17 protein-coding genes are annotated in these 15,896 nt (G+C 65.2%); 7 read left to right on the forward strand and 10 right to left on the reverse strand.

What is annotated here, in order from left to right; genetic code table 11:
* On the reverse strand, window positions 1-514 hold a 514-nt coding region (locus HMPREF1138_RS08260; protein WP_039937617.1), incomplete at its 3' end, for an alkaline phosphatase family protein.
* The gene (locus HMPREF1138_RS08265) at window positions 507-1,043 is read right to left on the reverse strand and encodes a DUF5998 family protein (RefSeq protein ID WP_009058650.1); all 537 of its coding nucleotides are present in this window, start codon (window positions 1,041-1,043) and stop codon (window positions 507-509) included. The genes HMPREF1138_RS08260 and HMPREF1138_RS08265, both read right to left, overlap by 8 nt.
* Before the next feature lie 67 nt (window positions 1,044-1,110).
* Between HMPREF1138_RS08265 and HMPREF1138_RS08270 the strand changes: the two genes are divergently transcribed.
* A complete protein-coding gene (locus tag HMPREF1138_RS08270; RefSeq protein ID WP_009058652.1) occupies window positions 1,111-3,582 on the forward strand; it encodes a DNA gyrase/topoisomerase IV subunit A in 2,472 nt (823 codons plus the stop codon).
* Between the two features lie 154 nt (window positions 3,583-3,736).
* Here the strand turns inward: HMPREF1138_RS08270 and HMPREF1138_RS08275 are convergent, their stop codons facing one another.
* From HMPREF1138_RS08275 to HMPREF1138_RS08295, 5 genes are all read right to left on the reverse strand, one after another.
* Window positions 3,737-4,687, reverse strand: coding sequence for a PfkB family carbohydrate kinase (locus tag HMPREF1138_RS08275; protein WP_039937610.1), 951 nt, complete (start codon window positions 4,685-4,687; stop codon window positions 3,737-3,739).
* A complete protein-coding gene (locus tag HMPREF1138_RS08280) occupies window positions 4,680-6,146 on the reverse strand; it encodes a sugar porter family MFS transporter (RefSeq protein WP_009058649.1) in 1,467 nt (488 codons plus the stop codon). Before HMPREF1138_RS08280 ends, HMPREF1138_RS08275 begins: the two co-directional genes overlap by 8 nt.
* 220 nt (window positions 6,147-6,366) lie before the next feature.
* A complete protein-coding gene (locus tag HMPREF1138_RS08285; protein ID WP_009058635.1) occupies window positions 6,367-7,389 on the reverse strand; it encodes a GNAT family N-acetyltransferase in 1,023 nt (340 codons plus the stop codon).
* Between the two features lie 17 nt (window positions 7,390-7,406).
* Window positions 7,407-8,345: a GNAT family N-acetyltransferase gene (locus HMPREF1138_RS08290; RefSeq protein WP_009058645.1), complete on the reverse strand. Its 939-nt coding sequence runs from the start codon at window positions 8,343-8,345 to the stop codon at window positions 7,407-7,409.
* Between the two features lie 186 nt (window positions 8,346-8,531).
* The gene (locus tag HMPREF1138_RS08295; RefSeq protein WP_039937614.1) at window positions 8,532-10,652 is read right to left on the reverse strand and encodes a DNA gyrase/topoisomerase IV subunit B; all 2,121 of its coding nucleotides are present in this window, start codon (window positions 10,650-10,652) and stop codon (window positions 8,532-8,534) included.
* 258 nt (window positions 10,653-10,910) lie between these two features.
* Between HMPREF1138_RS08295 and HMPREF1138_RS08300 the strand changes: the two genes are divergently transcribed.
* From HMPREF1138_RS08300 to HMPREF1138_RS08320, 6 genes are all read left to right on the forward strand, one after another.
* Window positions 10,911-11,126, forward strand: a complete 216-nt coding sequence (locus HMPREF1138_RS08300) for a DUF7455 domain-containing protein (protein ID WP_021612257.1) — start codon at window positions 10,911-10,913, stop codon at window positions 11,124-11,126.
* A gap of 155 nt (window positions 11,127-11,281) precedes the next feature.
* Window positions 11,282-11,476, forward strand: a complete 195-nt coding sequence (locus tag HMPREF1138_RS10880) for a type II toxin-antitoxin system HicA family toxin (RefSeq protein WP_202898348.1) — start codon at window positions 11,282-11,284, stop codon at window positions 11,474-11,476.
* Window positions 11,473-11,853, forward strand: coding sequence for a hypothetical protein (locus tag HMPREF1138_RS08305; protein WP_039937616.1), 381 nt, complete (start codon window positions 11,473-11,475; stop codon window positions 11,851-11,853). Before HMPREF1138_RS10880 ends, HMPREF1138_RS08305 begins: the two co-directional genes overlap by 4 nt.
* Before the next feature lie 300 nt (window positions 11,854-12,153).
* Window positions 12,154-13,437: a C2 family cysteine protease gene (locus HMPREF1138_RS08310; protein WP_009058648.1), complete on the forward strand. Its 1,284-nt coding sequence runs from the start codon at window positions 12,154-12,156 to the stop codon at window positions 13,435-13,437.
* Window positions 13,434-13,997, forward strand: coding sequence for a hypothetical protein (locus HMPREF1138_RS08315; RefSeq protein ID WP_009058631.1), 564 nt, complete (start codon window positions 13,434-13,436; stop codon window positions 13,995-13,997). Before HMPREF1138_RS08310 ends, HMPREF1138_RS08315 begins: the two co-directional genes overlap by 4 nt.
* Window positions 13,994-14,326 (forward strand): hypothetical protein, encoded by a 333-nt coding sequence (locus HMPREF1138_RS08320; RefSeq protein WP_009058642.1) that lies wholly within the window; start codon window positions 13,994-13,996, stop codon window positions 14,324-14,326. The genes HMPREF1138_RS08315 and HMPREF1138_RS08320 overlap by 4 nt, the downstream gene beginning before the upstream one ends.
* 387 nt (window positions 14,327-14,713) lie before the next feature.
* Here the strand turns inward: HMPREF1138_RS08320 and HMPREF1138_RS11625 are convergent, their stop codons facing one another.
* The 3 genes from HMPREF1138_RS11625 to HMPREF1138_RS08325 all read right to left on the reverse strand — a co-directional run.
* Window positions 14,714-15,115, reverse strand: coding sequence for a type II toxin-antitoxin system VapC family toxin (locus tag HMPREF1138_RS11625; RefSeq protein WP_081496008.1), 402 nt, complete (start codon window positions 15,113-15,115; stop codon window positions 14,714-14,716).
* The gene (locus HMPREF1138_RS10890) at window positions 15,112-15,354 is read right to left on the reverse strand and encodes a type II toxin-antitoxin system VapB family antitoxin (RefSeq protein WP_009058637.1); all 243 of its coding nucleotides are present in this window, start codon (window positions 15,352-15,354) and stop codon (window positions 15,112-15,114) included. Before HMPREF1138_RS10890 ends, HMPREF1138_RS11625 begins: the two co-directional genes overlap by 4 nt.
* 65 nt (window positions 15,355-15,419) lie before the next feature.
* Window positions 15,420-15,896, reverse strand: a 477-nt coding sequence (locus HMPREF1138_RS08325; protein WP_155887158.1) for an AAA family ATPase, incomplete at its 5' end; no start/stop codon positions are given.

Below are 15,896 nucleotides of genomic sequence, written 5' to 3' on the forward strand. Positions count from 1 at the left end.
CGGAGCCGGCGAAGCGCGCCGGGGAGACGACCGCGCAGTCCACGCCCTGGGCCCCGAGGCGTTCGAAGTACGTGGGCACCGGCTGCCACTGGGCGGGAGCCGGGCCGCCCTCCATGGCGAGCAGGTTCATGAGGCCGTCCCCGTACACCACCGAGAAACCCACCATGTTGGTCGCGCCGGGGCGCGCGCCCGTCCCGAAGGCGGTGATCGCCGCCGAGGTCGTGGAGGGGACGATCGTGTGGATCGATCGGATGTCTGTGCGAACGGAGCGCAGCGTCGGCGTGTGGCCCAGGTGATCCATCATGAGCTCGTAGCCGAAGCCATCAACGAGGATGAGCAGTATCTGCCCAGCCCCGGCCTCGATACCCAGCGCGCGGGCGGCCTTCGCCGATGCCCCGGGCAGGGTGGGATCGATGGCGGCCAGCGCGGCGGGGATGATGTCCGTGATCGTGGGGTCGGCCGCGCCCGGCAGGTCGGCGCCCGGCATGTCCAGTGTCATCGCGCGCTCACTCACCGTGGGTTCCCATCAGGCAGGCCAGGTGATCGACGAATTCGAGGGCCTCGTCCAGCGCGTCCCGCCCGTCGGCGGCCGCCGAAATGCGGAAAGTCAGGTCGTCTGGGTACGAGGTGCCCGTGTAGCCGTGGTCGGCCATGCAATTGGGGTCGTCGCAGCGGGCGGGTTCCATATCGAGGCGGCGCGCGCCCTTCAGATCCAGCGCGATCGTCAATTCGGAGAGGCCGTCGGCGTGTTCGGGATCGGAGAAGACTTCCATCGTGGAGTAGCCTGCGATGTCGGCCACGCGGTGCACGGCGGTCGCGATGTTGGCGGAGCCGCCGTCCAGTTCGTCGACGTGCAGCTGGACGATGGCTCGGCGCGTCAGGGAGACGACGGTGAGGTGACGGAAGACGGATCCTCGATCGAAGCCAGTATCGACCTGGCACAGCGTCGCCAGCGGTTCGACTTGCCCCAGGGCGCGGCGCAGCGCGCGCTCGACGGCCCTCGGGTAAAAGCCGCTTCGTTCAATACGGGTCCATGTGTCCATCCCCCAATTGTGCCCCGAAGCGGCGCGCCAGTCGAAATGAGCGCTAAGGCGCGCCATAATTGCCCGTATGGCTAAGAAGGACCAGGTCGTCGATATTCCCGAGAAGGATGAAAACATCTCCGAGATCGACGTATCGGCAGAGATGCGTGGCTCCTTCCTGGAGTACGCCGTCTCCGTCATCTACGCTCGCGCACTGCCCGACGCACGCGACGGCCTCAAGCCCGTCCAGCGCCGCATCCTGTTCCAGATGGATCAGATGGGCCTGCGCCCCGACAAGGGGCACGTGAAGTCCCAGCGCGTGGTCGGCGAGGTGATGGGTAAGCTTCACCCGCACGGCGATTCCGCTATTTACGAGGCCTTGGTACGCCTCGCTCAGCCCTTTAATCTGCGGGTCCCCCTAGTCGATGGTCACGGTAACTTCGGTTCTCTGGATGATGGCCCGGCTGCCGCTCGTTACACGGAGGCGCGCATGGCGCCCGCCGCGCTGGACCTAGTGACGGGTTTGGACGAGGACACGGTGGACTTCGTCCCCAACTACGACAATCAGTTCATGCAGCCGGACGTCCTTCCGGCCGCGTTTCCGCAACTGCTCGTCAACGGGGCCTCCGGCATCGCGGTGGGCATGGCGACGAACATCGCCCCGCATAATCTCTCGGAGACGATCGCGGGTGCCATTCACCTGTTGGATCACCCGTCGGCCACCGTCACCGACCTGATGCGTTACATCCCGGGCCCCGACCTGCCCGAGGGCGGCGTCATCGTCGGGCTCGAGGGCATCAAGGAGGCCTACGAGAGCGGCCGGGGCGCGTTCAAGACGCGCGCGAAGGTCCAGATCGAGCGCGTGACGGCCCGCAAGATGGGCATTATCGTGACGCAGCTGCCCTACATGGTGGGCCCTGAGAAGGTCATCGAGAAGATCAAGGAGAACGCGAACGCGGGACGCCTGAAGGGCATTTCGTCGGTTCAGAACCTCACCGACCGCATCCACGGCCTGCGCCTGGTCATCGAGGTGAAGAACGGATTCAACCCGGAGGCCGTGCTCCAGCAGCTCTACCAGCGCACGCCGCTGGAGGATTCCTTCTCGATCAACGCTGTGGCTCTCGTGGGCGGCCAGCCGCGCACGCTGGGCCTGAAGGAGATGCTCCAGGTGTTCCTGGATCATCGCCTGGATGTGACGACGCGCCGCAGCCGCTTCCGCCTGACAAAGTACGAGGATCGCCTGCACCTGGTCGAGGGCCTCCTCATCGCGATCCTGGACATCGACGACGTCATCGCGATCATTCGGTCCTCCGATGACGCGGAGATCGCGCGCGAGCGCCTGATGACGGCCTTCGATCTGTCCGAGGCCCAGGCGAATTACATCCTCGAGCTGCGTCTGCGCCGCCTCACGAAGTTCTCTCGTATCGAGCTGGAAACCGAGCGCGACGAGCTGATGGCCAAGATTGCGTCGCTGCGCGAGATCCTGGAGGACCCGGAGTTGCTGCGCGCGCTCGTGAAGAAGGAGCTGCGCGAGGTCTCGGATCGCCTGGGCACGCCGCGTCGCACGCTGCTCCTGGCCTCGACGGGCACGCCCGTGGGCGCCGCGGCCTCGGACGACGCTGCACTGGCGGCGCTGCCGTCGGTGTCGCGTTCGGGCAAGGGTTTGGACCTGCAGATCCCTGACGACCCGTGCGTCGTCGTCCTATCGGCGTCGGGCGCTCTGGCTCGCGTCGAGGGCGGGGATCCGCTGGAGCCCGGTCCGCGTGCTGCCTCGGATGGCTGGCGCGCGCAGCTGTCGTCGACGGCCCGCTCGCAGGTGGCCGTGGTGACGGAGGACGGCATCGCGCACCGCATCGACGTCGTGGATCTGCCGGCTCTCCCCCGCTTCGAGACGGGCCTGTCGCTGGCCGGGGCAATGCCCTCGTCGCTGCTGCTGCACACGGACGTTCCCGCCGTGGGCTTGCTGGATCCCGAGGGCGAGGCCGTGGTCGCGATGGGCACGGCACGAGGAACGGTCAAGCGCCTGCGCCCGGATGTGCTTCAGCGCGACGAGTGGGAGGTCATCGCCCTGGAGGACGGGGACCGTCTCGTGGGCTTCGATCAGTGCTCGGATGGGGCGGACCTGGTGTTCGTGTCCTCGGACGCGCAGCTGCTGCGCACCCCCGCTGCGAAGGTTCGCCCGCAGGGGCGCACGGCGGGCGGCATGGCGGGCATGAAACTGAACTCCGGCGCCGAGGCCCTGGGCTTCTGGGTGGTCGAGGCCCCCATCGACGCCATCGTTGTGACGGTGGCGGCGGCGCTGGGCGCACTGCCGGGCACGGGCCAGACGACCGTGAAGGTCACGCCTTTCGAGTGCTATCCGGCGAAGGGCCGCGGCGGCCAGGGTGTGCGCTGTCAGCGCTTCCTGCGCGGCGAGGATCGCCTGGACATCGCGTGGGTGGGAACGAGGCCGGGGCGGGCCGCGTCGGCCGATGGTTCCCCCGTGGAGCTGCCCCAAGAGGACGAGCGCCGCGACGGCTCGGGCGTGCCGATCACCTTCGCGATCACGTCGATTGGCTGAGGCTCCCCTGTTCTCGTGACGTGACGGTGGGGTGGCCGGATTGTTCCCGGCCACCCCACCACTTTGTTGAGCGTCGTGTGGGCATCATGCTGTTATGGGTGTGGGCCCGGCCGACCGGCCGGGCCCACACCCGTTAGTTGAAGGATGCTCCTCGTCAGCCTCGCAGCGTCTTGTCTGCTGCCAGGATCCCGTTGACTTCCTCGCGCGTGGGCGAGTAGGCGCCCTGGTAGAGGATCGTGATGCCCGAGGTGATGATGCCGCGGTGGATGGCGGGCAGGATCTGATCCCACGAGGCCTCGCGCAGGCGCTGCTTCGCCTCGGCCGAGCCCAGCAGACCCGCATCCACCAGGCCGGAGATCAGGCCGGCCATGAGCGAGTCGCCAGCCCCCACGGTGTCCACCAGCTCGACGTCGAGGGGATCGACGACGAGCATGTCACGCTCGGCGGCGGTCTTGATGTAGACGCCCCAGGGGCCGCGTGTGCACAGGATCAGGGAGGGACCGGACTGGGACCACTCGCGCAGGACGTCCTCGACGGGACGATCCGGGTACAGCCACTTCAGGTCCTCGTCCGACGCCTTGACCACGTCCGCGAGGGCCACGATCGCCTCGACGTGCGGGCGGGCCTCGTCGGGGGTTCCCAGCAGGGCGGGACGGATGTTCGGGTCGTAGGACACGGTGCCGCGGATGGCCTGGCGCTTGACGGCGGCCAGGACCTTGTCGGCGCCGGGCTCGACGACGACCACGTAGGATCCGGTGTGCACGTGCCCGACACTGTCCGGGTCCTCGACGGCAGGAACGTCCCACGTCAGGTCGAACTCGTAGGTGGCGTGCCCCTTCTCGTCGACGGCCGCGTGGGCGACCGTCGTGAATTCGGCGCCGTCGCTGCCGGGCGTCAGGGTGACACCGGCGGCCTCGGCATGGGCGCGCACCTTGTCGCCGCGAGCGTCGCGGGCGAACCAGGTCGCCAGCTCGGACTCGTGACCCAGCCGGGTGAGGCCGGCTGCGACGTTGAGCATCGATCCCCCGACAACTTCGACGGGTTCACTGTTTGGGCGGGTGATCTCATCGATGAGAGCTTCCCCGATGTTCACGATTCTAGTCATTCGTCAACCCCAGTTTCTCTTCCATTTCTTCGAGCGGAATGCCCTTGGTTTCGGGCATCACCTTCAGGACCCAGAATAGCTGACCGACCATCGCGAGGAAGAAGATACCGAACGCGAAGCCGCCGCCGAGCTTATCTGTGAGGACCGGGAAGGCATACGTGGTGATGAAGGCGAACACCCAGTGCGTGAGCGAGCCCAGCGACTGGCCACGCGCGCGCACGCGGTTCGGGAAGATCTCGGAGATGAAGACCCAGATGACCGATCCCTGACCGAAGGCGTGGGAGGCGATGAAGCCGAGCAGGCCGAGGAGGATGAGCCACACGGGGGCAGCGCTGCCTTCCTGGAAGACGCCGCCCTCGTAGGCGAACATCATGCCGGCGAGGAAGCCGAGGGAGATCAGGTAGCCGATCGATCCGACGATCATGAGCTGGCGGCGGCCGAGCTTGTCGATGACGGTCAGGGCGGCCATGGTGGCGATCAGGTTCATGAGGCCGACGATGACGGAGCCGATGTAGGGGAAGGCATCACCGAGCACTTCGGCGCCACCGGCGAGCTTCATGACCTTGGGCGCGTAGTAGAGGATCGCGTTGATGCCGGAGAGCTGGTTGAACATCGCGATGCAGAAGGCCATGAGGATGACCTTGCGGTAGCGGCGCGTGAAGAAGGCGACCTTGCCGCCTGCGGCGTCCTCGGCGATCTGCGCCTTCATCTCGGCGATCTGCTCGTTGCTTTCTTCCTGCGTGGAGGTGAGGCGCTCGGAAATCTTCACGGCGCGTTCCTCGTGCCCGTGGGCGAGCAGCCAACGCGGCGTCTCGGGGACCGTGGCCAGGAAGATCAGGAAGAAGACGGCGGGCACGGCCATAACGCCGAGCATCCAGCGCCACGCGGTGTCTTCGTGCGCGATTTCGCGGATGACCGCGTTGGAGGCGTAGGCCAGGAGGATACCGAAGACGATGTTGAACTGGACCAGGCCGACCAGGCGTCCGCGCACGCGGGCAGGGGCGATTTCGGCGGTGTAAATGGGAGCGACCACGGAGGACAGGCCGACGCCGACGCCGCCCAGGAAGCGGAACACCATGAAGAAGGTGATCGGGAAGGAGGACGAGGCCGAGACCGTGCCGTCAGCAGCTGTCACCAGGGCGGGCACAGGCGCCAGGGCAGTGGCCAGCGCACCCACGCCGAAGAGAATGCCGATCCAGAAGAGGATGGGTTTACGGCCAAAGCGGTCGGCGAGTTTACCGGCGACGATGGCACCGCAGATCGTGCCAATGGTTGCGATGGCAACGATCATGCCCTCCCCCATGGAGGAGAGCGCGTAGAGCTTGGTGAGCTTTTCTTCCGCGCCGGAAATGACCGCTGTGTCAAAACCGAAGAGCAGGCCGCCGAGGGAGGCAACGATGGCGCTTCGAATGACCAGAGGCGGAATGGACTTGGTTGGTGCTGACGACTTCGTAGTCATGCTGGCTCCGCACTGTGGAGATGGGACGCGCGTGGCGCCGAGGCCGCTCGTGGCCTCTGCAGGGAGCCTAAGAAATTAATTGGTCAGACAATTAGGACTTAGGGAACGATTCCCAAAAAAGTATTGAAAGAATGGGAAGAACACACACAAGAGCATAGAAAGTGGAACGAATCACAAAGCTACGCTGATCACGCGTCATTCCACTATGCGAAACGCATTGTCACACGTCGATGGCGTAGAGGCGCGTCTGCCCGACCGTACGGAATCCCAGGGAGTCGTAGACAGCCAACGCGCCCGTATGGTTGGCCGAACCAACGCCGGTGCCAGCCCGATCCATCCCGTCGCGCCTCTGCGCCCACATCGAGGCCAAAATCAACGCGTCGGCCACACGGGTCTCACGCCACGCCGACAGCACGCCCAGCTGATCGATGTAGCCTTCGCGCCACCCCAGCGCCGCCCAGTCCTGCTCGTAACGCGAGGCCAGGAGGAAGCCGGCAACGCGCGGGCGATCGCCGGTGCGATCCACGGCCAGGAACGACCACTCGGGAGCGAAGGCCGTGCGCCCCTGCATCCACTGCTCCTGGGTGAGCGGCGGGCGCCCCCATTCCGACTCGTTGAGGCGGTTCGCGGCGCGCAGGGCAGGCTCTTCCCACTGAGGCCCCCAGGCCTCGACGCTCATGTACGAGCCCAGGTCCGGCACCGGGGCCAGGCCATCGAGCGAGGCGCGCAGCTCATAGTAGGTGCGCGTCCACCGGAAGCCGTGCACCTTCAGCTGGGCCTCGAGGTCATCCTGGCCGGCCTCGACGTGGCAGGTAATCTGCGCGGGGCCCTCCCCCTCCACGCTCGCCAGCATCTGACGGGCCGTCCCCTCCTGCCAGTCGACGATCGCGCTACCCAGGCCGATGCGCCGGAAGTCGGGATCCACTCCCCCGATGCACACGCACTCAACCCGTCCCGGGAATCGCAGCACCACCTGCGCGAAGGCCACCAGGCGACCGGCGGCGATGCCCCGACGCGCGACCCCGACCAGGCCACGCCACTGGGAGGCACCCGAGAGCATCTCCTCTACCTCGTCCGCGCTGGTGCGGTACGGCGGATTATCGCGCGCCTCCATGCGCGCGAAGAGGGCCGCGAGGCCGACGTGATGGTCGGCGCGCAAAGGCTCCCACTCGATGCCGTGATGCTCGCCCGGGAAGGGAACGAACTCGGGGGCACCGGCTCTCTGCGCGAGAGGAATGCTCATGCTCGTCTCCTAGCGGACTACTGGTCGATCGTGTAATAAACCTCGGCGGCTTCGTCGACGAAGCCAAGGTGCTCGTAGATATTATGCGCGCCGTCGGGACTCGACATGTCAACATCAAGACCGATACGACTCACTCCCGAGGCCGACGCAGCTGCGACCGCGTGCCCCACGAGGGCCGTCGCCACGGAACGACCGCGGTGGGCCTCGGCGACGCCGAGGAGGTAGATGTAGGCCTCCGGTCGGCCCGTCGCGACCCAGCGCGCGGCGGGACGGCCCGTCATCGCGTAGCCGACCACCTCGCCCTCGGCGTCCACGGCAACGAAGGACCAGCGCGGGTCAAAGTGATTCATCGCGTCGTCCCACCACAGGGCGCGCAGCGGAGAGCGGAAGGCCTGCTGGAAGGCCTCCATGTGGATCGCGCGGATCTGGTCCTGCGCGACCTGGTTCCACGGCAGGATGCGGTAGCCGTGGCGAGCCTGCGGGGCGACCTCGCCTCCCGCCAGGTCGCGGTACATGACGCGGTAGATGCGCTTGGCGAAGAATCCCGCAGCGATGTAGAGGCGGCGCCGATCCGTCATGTGCGCGTCCACCAGGTTCGAGATCGACACGGGCACGTCGGATTCGGCACCGAAGGTGTCGACCAGCATCTGGCGCGCGCGGCTGTCCTGCCAGTACAGGAGGGCCCGGCCCACGCCTCGGCCGCGCCAGTGGGGGTGAATGTAGGCGCTGACGATTGCTGTCGCGGCCTCGTGGATGCCGCGCAGGACGCGCACCGAGGCGACGGCGCAGATGTTGGCCTTGGCGTCCAGGCCGACGATCGTGTCCACCCAGTCGCGGCCGTTCTCGCCTTCCATCATGTCCGCAATATCGTCCACGGAGGTACGGCGAATCGCCTGGTCATCGTCTTCGATGTGGCAGATGAGCGCGTACACCGCGGGCGCGTCGCGGCCGATCATGGGCCGCCAGCGCAACCCGAGATGGTTGCCCGGGTACGGGACGGACCCGGGCGGCGTGAGTCGCTGCGCAAGTCCTGTCATGCGTCATATCCTAGCGGCTGATAGGGCCTTTAGTCACACTGACGATGGACATTTGTCCTTGCATTCTGAACACTTGTGCAGCCAGCGGGCGCTTTTCGCGCGATATTACGCGTCGATTCGCATGCGATCCAGGCCGGCGGATTCCTTGACAATGAATTCCTTACGGGGGCCGACGGTCGAACCCATGAGCAACTCGAACACGTCTTCGGCCTGACGCAGGGCTTCCTCGTCGGCCAGCGTGATGCGACGCAGGGAGCGGTGCGCCCGGTCCATCGTGGTCTCCGCGAGCTGGTCGGCGTCCATTTCGCCCAGGCCCTTGTAGCGTTGGATGGGTTCCTTCCAGGTGCGGCCCGAGCGGCGCAGTGCGGCGAGCTTACGGTGCAGCTCGTCCTCGGAGTAGGTGTAGATGTATTCGCGTTTCTTGCGCCCCTTGCCGGCGACCTCGATGCGGTGCAGGGGCGGCACGGCCGCGTAGATGCGGCCGGCTTCGACCATGGGGCGCATGTAGCGGAAGAACAGGGTGAGCAGCAGGGTGCGGATGTGCGCGCCGTCGACGTCGGCGTCGGTCATGAGGATGACCTTGCCGTAGCGAGCCTGGGACAGGTCGAAGGTGCGTCCCGAGCCCGCGCCGATCACCTGGATGATGTTCGCGCATTCGGCGTTGGCGAGCATGTCCGCGGTCGAGGCCTTCTGCACGTTGAGGATCTTGCCTCGGATCGGGAACAGCGCCTGGTAGTGGGAGTTGCGGGCGGCCTTGGCCGTGCCCAGGGCGGAGTCGCCCTCGACGATGAACAGCTCGGTCTCCTCGACGTCCTCGAGGCGGCAGTCCGCGAGCTTGGCGGGCAGCGAGGAGGTTTCCAGCGCGTTCTTCTTGCGTGAGATCTCCTTGTGGATGCGCGCGGAGACGCGGGCCTTCATCTCGCCGACGACCTTCTCCATGAGCAGGGAGGTCTGCTGCTTGTCGTCGCGCTTGGAGGAGGCAAACTTCGCCTTGAGCCAGTCGGTGACGACGCGGTTGACGACGGTGCGGATCTGGGGGGTTCCCAGGGTTTCCTTGGTCTGTCCTTCGAACTGCGGCTCGGGGAAGCGCACGGTGATGACGGCGGTCATGCCGGCCTGCACGTCGTCTTTTTCGGGGCGCCCGTCCTTGGCGACGACCTTGAGTTTTCGCGCGTTCTTGTCGATCGCCGCGCGCAGGGTCTTGAGAACGGCCTGCTCGAAGCCGGTCACGTGGGTGCCGCCCTTGGGGGTGGCGATGATATTGACGAAGGACTGGACGGTCGTGTCATAGCCGATGCCCCAGCGCAGAGCGATGTCGACCTCGCAGGTGCGCTCGACCTCGGTGGCGCGCAGGTGCCCGGTCTCGGAGTCCAGGGCCTGCACGGTCTCGTTATAGGTGCCCTCACCCGTAATGTGCCACGTGTCGGTCACGGGGCCGTCGGAGGCCAGCCAGTTCGCGAAGTCGACGACGCCGCCGTCGAAGCGGAAGCTCTCGTGGAGTTCCTCTTCGCCGCGCTCGTCGTAGCAGTTGATGGTCAGGCCGGGGACGAGGAACGCGGTCTGGCGGGCACGCGCCAGCAGGTCGTCCCACGAGAAACCCGCGGTGGACGGGAAAATCTGGAAGTCCGCCCAGAATCGCACGCGCGTGCCAGTCTGTGCTTTCTTAACCTTGCCGACGGTCTTGAGGGTGGAGCCGTCCGTGAAGGGCGTAAAGGGCGAGTTGGGGGTGCGCTGTTTCGAGTCGTCGAACTGCCCGGGTTCGCCCCTGCGGAAGCACATTTCGTGGGTCTTGCCGCCGCGGTCGACCTGCACGTCGAGGCGGGCGGAGAGGGCGTTGACGACGGAGGCGCCGACGCCGTGCAGGCCGCCGGAGGCCGCATAGGAGCCGCCGCCGAACTTGCCGCCGGCGTGGAGCTTGGTGTAGACGACCTCGACGCCGGTCAGCCCCTGGCCGGGGACGATGTCGACGGGGATGCCTCGGCCGTTATCGGCGACGGATGCAGAGTGGTCGGGGTGCAGGCGCACGTCGATGGTGTCGCAGTGGCCTTCCAGGGCCTCGTCGACGGCGTTGTCGATGATCTCCCAGAGGCAGTGCATGAGGCCGCGGTGGTCGGTGGAGCCGATGTACATGCCGGGGCGCTTGCGCACAGCCTCGAGCCCCTCGAGGACGGAGAGGTGTCGCGCGTTGTAGTCGGATGCGTCGGTAGGAGTCACGTTGTGCATCATATGTGCCCCCATGCTCGTTTGCGGCCACCGGTGCGCGTGGCGCGGGTTCTGGGACGCTTTCCACGATTGACGAGGCCTGGGCTGGATCGCGCTGGTGAGTACGGTTTCTGGGGTCGTCGGGGGCCTGCTGGCAGGGGTGCCCACGCCGCCATCGCGCGGCTATGTCGGCGTCGGCTCACACTTGTGGCGGAGGGGCGTTGATTGCGCCCCGGGTGAACAGGGGTGCGCGGGGGCGGTGCGATGGTGTGTGATGGACGCATGAACGCACAGACTCTTGAACGCCCCGTACTGGACGAGCCGCAGCTGAGCGCGGCGAATCGTTGCGACGCCTGCGGCGCTCGCGCCTGGGTTCGTGCGACCATGCCGTCGGGCGGCCAGCTGTATTTTTGCGGCCACCATGCGAACGAGCACCTGCCCTCCCTGGTGGGCGCCGGCGCGCAGATCCTGGACGAGCGTCATTTCATGAACGACTGATTGCATCGCCCCGCCTCGGCGGGACGAACGGCGTGCAGGCGCGGGCGGGGACCAACGGGTCCCCGCCCGCGTTTCGCAGGACAGCCCACCCCTACCTACCGAGCAATCACCGCAATCGCATTGCCCAACGAGTTAAGGGGGACTAAACTTGTGTCATGACGCGACCAATGCCGTACCGCAAGCTGAAGCGAGAGCTCCTCAAGGCTGGCTTCGTCGCCCGCCAAGGAAAAGGGGATCACGAGGTCTGGTCGAAGGACGGTATCACAGTTGTTATTACACAGACCCGCGAAGTGTCGCCCGCATTAACACGACAAGCCCTTGAGGCTATTGAAAGGAGTATACAGAAATGACGAGCATCATCGTCACCGCCCAGCGGTGGGAAAGCAAGCTCGGTGGCGGCTGGGAGCTCCTAAACGGCGACCATGCCATGACGCAGATCCGACGCCTTTCCGACGCCCGACAGCAAGTGATCGACTATCTGGACACGATTGACCCAGATGTCTCCCACGAGGACTGGGATATCACCATCATCCCAGCTATCCCACAGGCACAGTCCGTCAAACAAGCAAAGGCCGCGACTCAAGATGCAATTAATGCCCAGGCAGCCGCTGCTGCTCAATCCCGTGAGGTCGCTCGTTCACTGCGTGCTTCAGGCCTGTCCATTGACGATACTGCCTGGATCATGGGCGTTTCCCGGTCCAGGATTTCTCAACTCGCGCGCGCTTAATACTCTTCCCACACGAGCATACGGACACACCTGTCGTCGGCCTCCGCCTACTCATGCCGCCGATCACACCAGGCCCGTGTGCACGTTGTTGAGGGCTTCTTGATGCAACCGTTTCCCAGGCCGCCTGGTGGGGTTCGCATCCGATGGGCGATGTGCCCCACCGAAGCGCTGGGCAACGCGCGTGGCGACCGCAGTGGCATCGTTGCCCCGTCGTGGGTGCTCCGACCTCGCACGCGCCGATGAGCCGTGCGTCTCTGCTACGGTTGACCACACAGTCAGCGGCGACGATGGGACCACCACGTGAGATTCTGGAGATACGCATCCTACTTCCCCGACTGCGACGGAGATCCCGCAGCGATATGGGAGTACTCCTGCACCCTGGAGGAGTGGCATGACGCTCTTCTTGAGGCGCGCGACGACTTCTGGGCTGCGCGTCACTCCTACCCGGAGTGGGAGGGCCTCTCGAAAAACGCCTTTGTTGCCCAGAGCCTGAAAGAATATAGACTTCTCGATGTCCTCGAGGAGGGCTCCGCCAAGGCCGTCGGCGCCGTGCGCGACTACCACGACGCGCTGGGTGCTCGCCTGAGGGTCATCCGCTCGATCCGTTCCGACGCGGAAAACCTCGACAGAATCTACGATTCGCTCACCTGGGGACAGGTGTTCAACGGCGGGGACGCCCACCTCGAGGCTCAATTCAAAAGCCTCAAGGACTACTACGCGAAACAGCTCAGCACACTCGAGGAGGACCGAGCCAAGTGCGCGGCGGTCCTGCGAGAGGCTCTGCGCATCGAGCCCTTCGTGCCCGGCGGCGATGTCCCACTCTCTGACAAGAAAGCTCTCACGCAGGACCAATTTGACGCGCTCGCCGCCATCATCGAGAGCGGCGACGACTACGATTTCTCGCTCACGCAGGGGGAGATCGGGGACTGCTATTTCCTCTCCTCCGTCCTCGCCCTGGCCCAGAGCAAGTCGGGCAGGGATCACCTGCGGTCCCTCATCAAGGTACACCGCAACTCCGCGGGACGCGTCGATGGCTTCTACGTGACTCTCCCCGCTGCTCCGGGCGATCCCAATCCCTTCGGCACCGACACCGTCTTCGTGAGCGACGTGTATTCGCTGGGAACATCCAAGGGCTCCCCGGGCATCGATTCGATCCTGGAATCCGCCTTCGCGCAGGGCTACCCCGGCGGCATCAACCAGTGGTACAAGGGAGGGGCGCAGGCCGGGCTCAGCGCGCAGGCACTCTATGCACTAACGGGGCACGCCCACGTCCCAACCCCCACAGTGATGACCTCCCCCGCAAACATTCAACAGGCTTACGCGGCCGAGCGTCCCATCACCGCCGAAACGTTTCTCGAATCCGAGGCGACGGTCTTGGTCGACGGAAAAGAACAAACAATCAGGATCTCCGGCTTCCACGCCTACGCGGTCACGGGAGCCGACGAGAACGGCGTCTACATCACGAATCCGTGGGGTTTGAATAAGCGCGCGGACTCCACCGGCAACACGAGCGGGCAATTCTACATGACCTATGAGCAATTCAAGAAGCACTTCCTCTCCTACACGATCGGATCGTCCTCATGAAAGTGCGTGCCGGATACGTCGTCGCCGCTCTTCTCGCCTCAGCCTGCGCCCTTGTCGGACTGGACTACGCGAGCATCACCTACGCGAGCGACCGCATCGAGGACCTCGACGCGGCGTGCCCAGGCGGCATCGTCGTCGCGACGGGAGGCGGCCATGACCGGATCGAGCTCGGCACCAACGCAGACCACGACTTCGTCTACTCAGACACCCGCCAGATTGGGATCACCGCCGGGCGCCAACACGCGCTGATCTCAGCCAGTGTCAGGGGTGCCCCCGGCAAACCTCTGCCGCCTCTCCTGCACGTCGGCGACACACAGGTCGAACCTGGGGTCGGGACCTTCACGTTCCTGGCCGCCCACCCGTCCGGGTACGTCACGGGGCCGCGCGAATCATGGGCACAGTTCTGCTTCGAACCCGATCCCACCTTCGAACTGGCACCGCTCCGTTACCCCACCTCGGACCCCCGGCACGACCCGGTGTGCGGCTACAGCTGGGTCACCGACCCCGAGTGTCTATCGATCAGACCGACCCCCACCCCTTTTGACACGGAGCAATCATGAGTTCATATCGAGTTGACCCCGAGCGCATCAAGACGCTGCAAGGGAGAATCGCCGACATCCGCACGTCGCTCGAGGCTCATCCCGTCCCCTCCCCTCCCGCCGACGCGGTTTTTTCTTCCCCGGCTATTTTCTCCGCGCTGGGTGAGTTTCGTGAGGCTGCGCGCCAGCGCCTTCAGGACTCGCGCCTGTACTGCCAGGAGACGGAACAGGCCCTCTCCTCGTTAGCGAGTGATTCCAGCGCGGACGATCAGGCCGCAGCGTCCGCGCTCAACGCGCACAGTTTCGACAAGTTCCAGCGAGGCCGTGGGCGGGATACCGACCGAGTCTAGTTGGGTGCAAGCTCGCTGTCACTGGCCCGAGTGTGGGGCTTACGCCATGCGCGTAGAAGCGGCGGCGACGGTGCGGGTCTCCTGGGCACTGCTTTGAGGAGATCCGCACTGCTTTGCGCCTTCAGCGCCAACAGGCCGTCAGATATGAAACGACGAATGGGCCGAAGGCCGACGCTACCTCAGCCTAAGCCCAACCCTCAAATGCGAAGAGCCCCCAGAACCATGTTCAGGAGCCAGGAGGGATCGACGCTGTCTTGCATGGGGCGCACATCCAAGATGACAGCGATAATTCGTGTCGCCACTGGCCAATCACGACACATATGCATCCAGGCCTATAGCAGATCCTGACAAGGCGTGGGCGAAGAACGCACGGTCTCCGCCCACGTGTCACAAACGGGGAGACGGGTCCACAAGAACACTCTGAAGATCTGTATGAGTAAAATCGTCGCCGATGAACAACAAAGGAAGGCCAGCAGCTTTCGCAGCTCCGTATACTAAGCAGTCACCAAAATTCAGTTTTGCGGGCGAGCCGCTTCCTCTGCCATATCTGCGCAGCCCCTCACGGGCGCATCTCAGTTCGTCGACACCACATTCGACAATAGTTAGCCCCAAGATGCCGAGGATCGAATCAATCTCTGAGGCTCGTGCCTGCCCCATCACAATAGACAGCTCAAGTACTGTGGGCGCAGCGATAAGTCTCTGGGGATGTTCATCCAAAGCCTTCATAACGTCGGCAGCTCTCGACTCCGACCTGATCAGCGCAACCAATGCCGAAGTGTCGACAATCATCGAGGTTGCCCCGCACTGTCATAGATATCGTCGTCTGTCAGCCAGGGGTCATCAACACCTTGACACCTTCTCTGCACATCAGCAAAGGCCTGCCAGTCGATAGCGTGATTGGCTCGTTCCTTTTCCATCTCAACGGTCAGCGCGTCGAGAACAGCACCTGTCGCGGTCGTCCCACGTAGGCGTGCCAGCTCTGTCGCCAGCGCATGCACGCGTTCATCCTTGATGTTGAGTGTTGCCATATCGCTAGAATACGCACCAATGCAGCCGTCGTCTACCCCAAGGTAGAACCCATGGGAAAGTTGAGCTAGTCCGCGAAGCGCTGGGAGACCACCGTCGTGACGCCGTCGCGCATCGTGACGCCGTAGAGGGCGTCCGCGATCTCCATCGTGCGCTTCTGGTGCGTGATCACGATGAGCTGTGAGGTCTCCTGCAGTTCCTTGAAGATCGCGAGCAGGCGTGTCAGGTTCACGTCGTCCAGGGCGGCCTCGACCTCGTCCATGACGTAGAACGGGGAGGGCCGCGCCTTGAAGATCGCGACCAGGAAGGCGATCGCGGCCAGGGAACGTTCGCCGCCGGACAGGAGCGAGAGGCGCTTGACCTTCTTGCCCGCCGGCCGCGCCTCGATCTCGATGCCGGTGGCAAGCATGTCCTCCGGGTCTGTGAGCACCAGGTCGCCCGCCCCGCCCGGGAACAGCACACCGAACACGTGCTCGAATTGCTGGCGGGTCGCGGCGAACGCCGAGGCGAAGGCCTCCTCCACCAGCCGGTCCACGTCCGTCAC

Source organism: Actinomyces sp. ICM58 (assembly GCF_000283035.1).
Taxonomy (GTDB): domain Bacteria; phylum Actinomycetota; class Actinomycetes; order Actinomycetales; family Actinomycetaceae; genus Pauljensenia.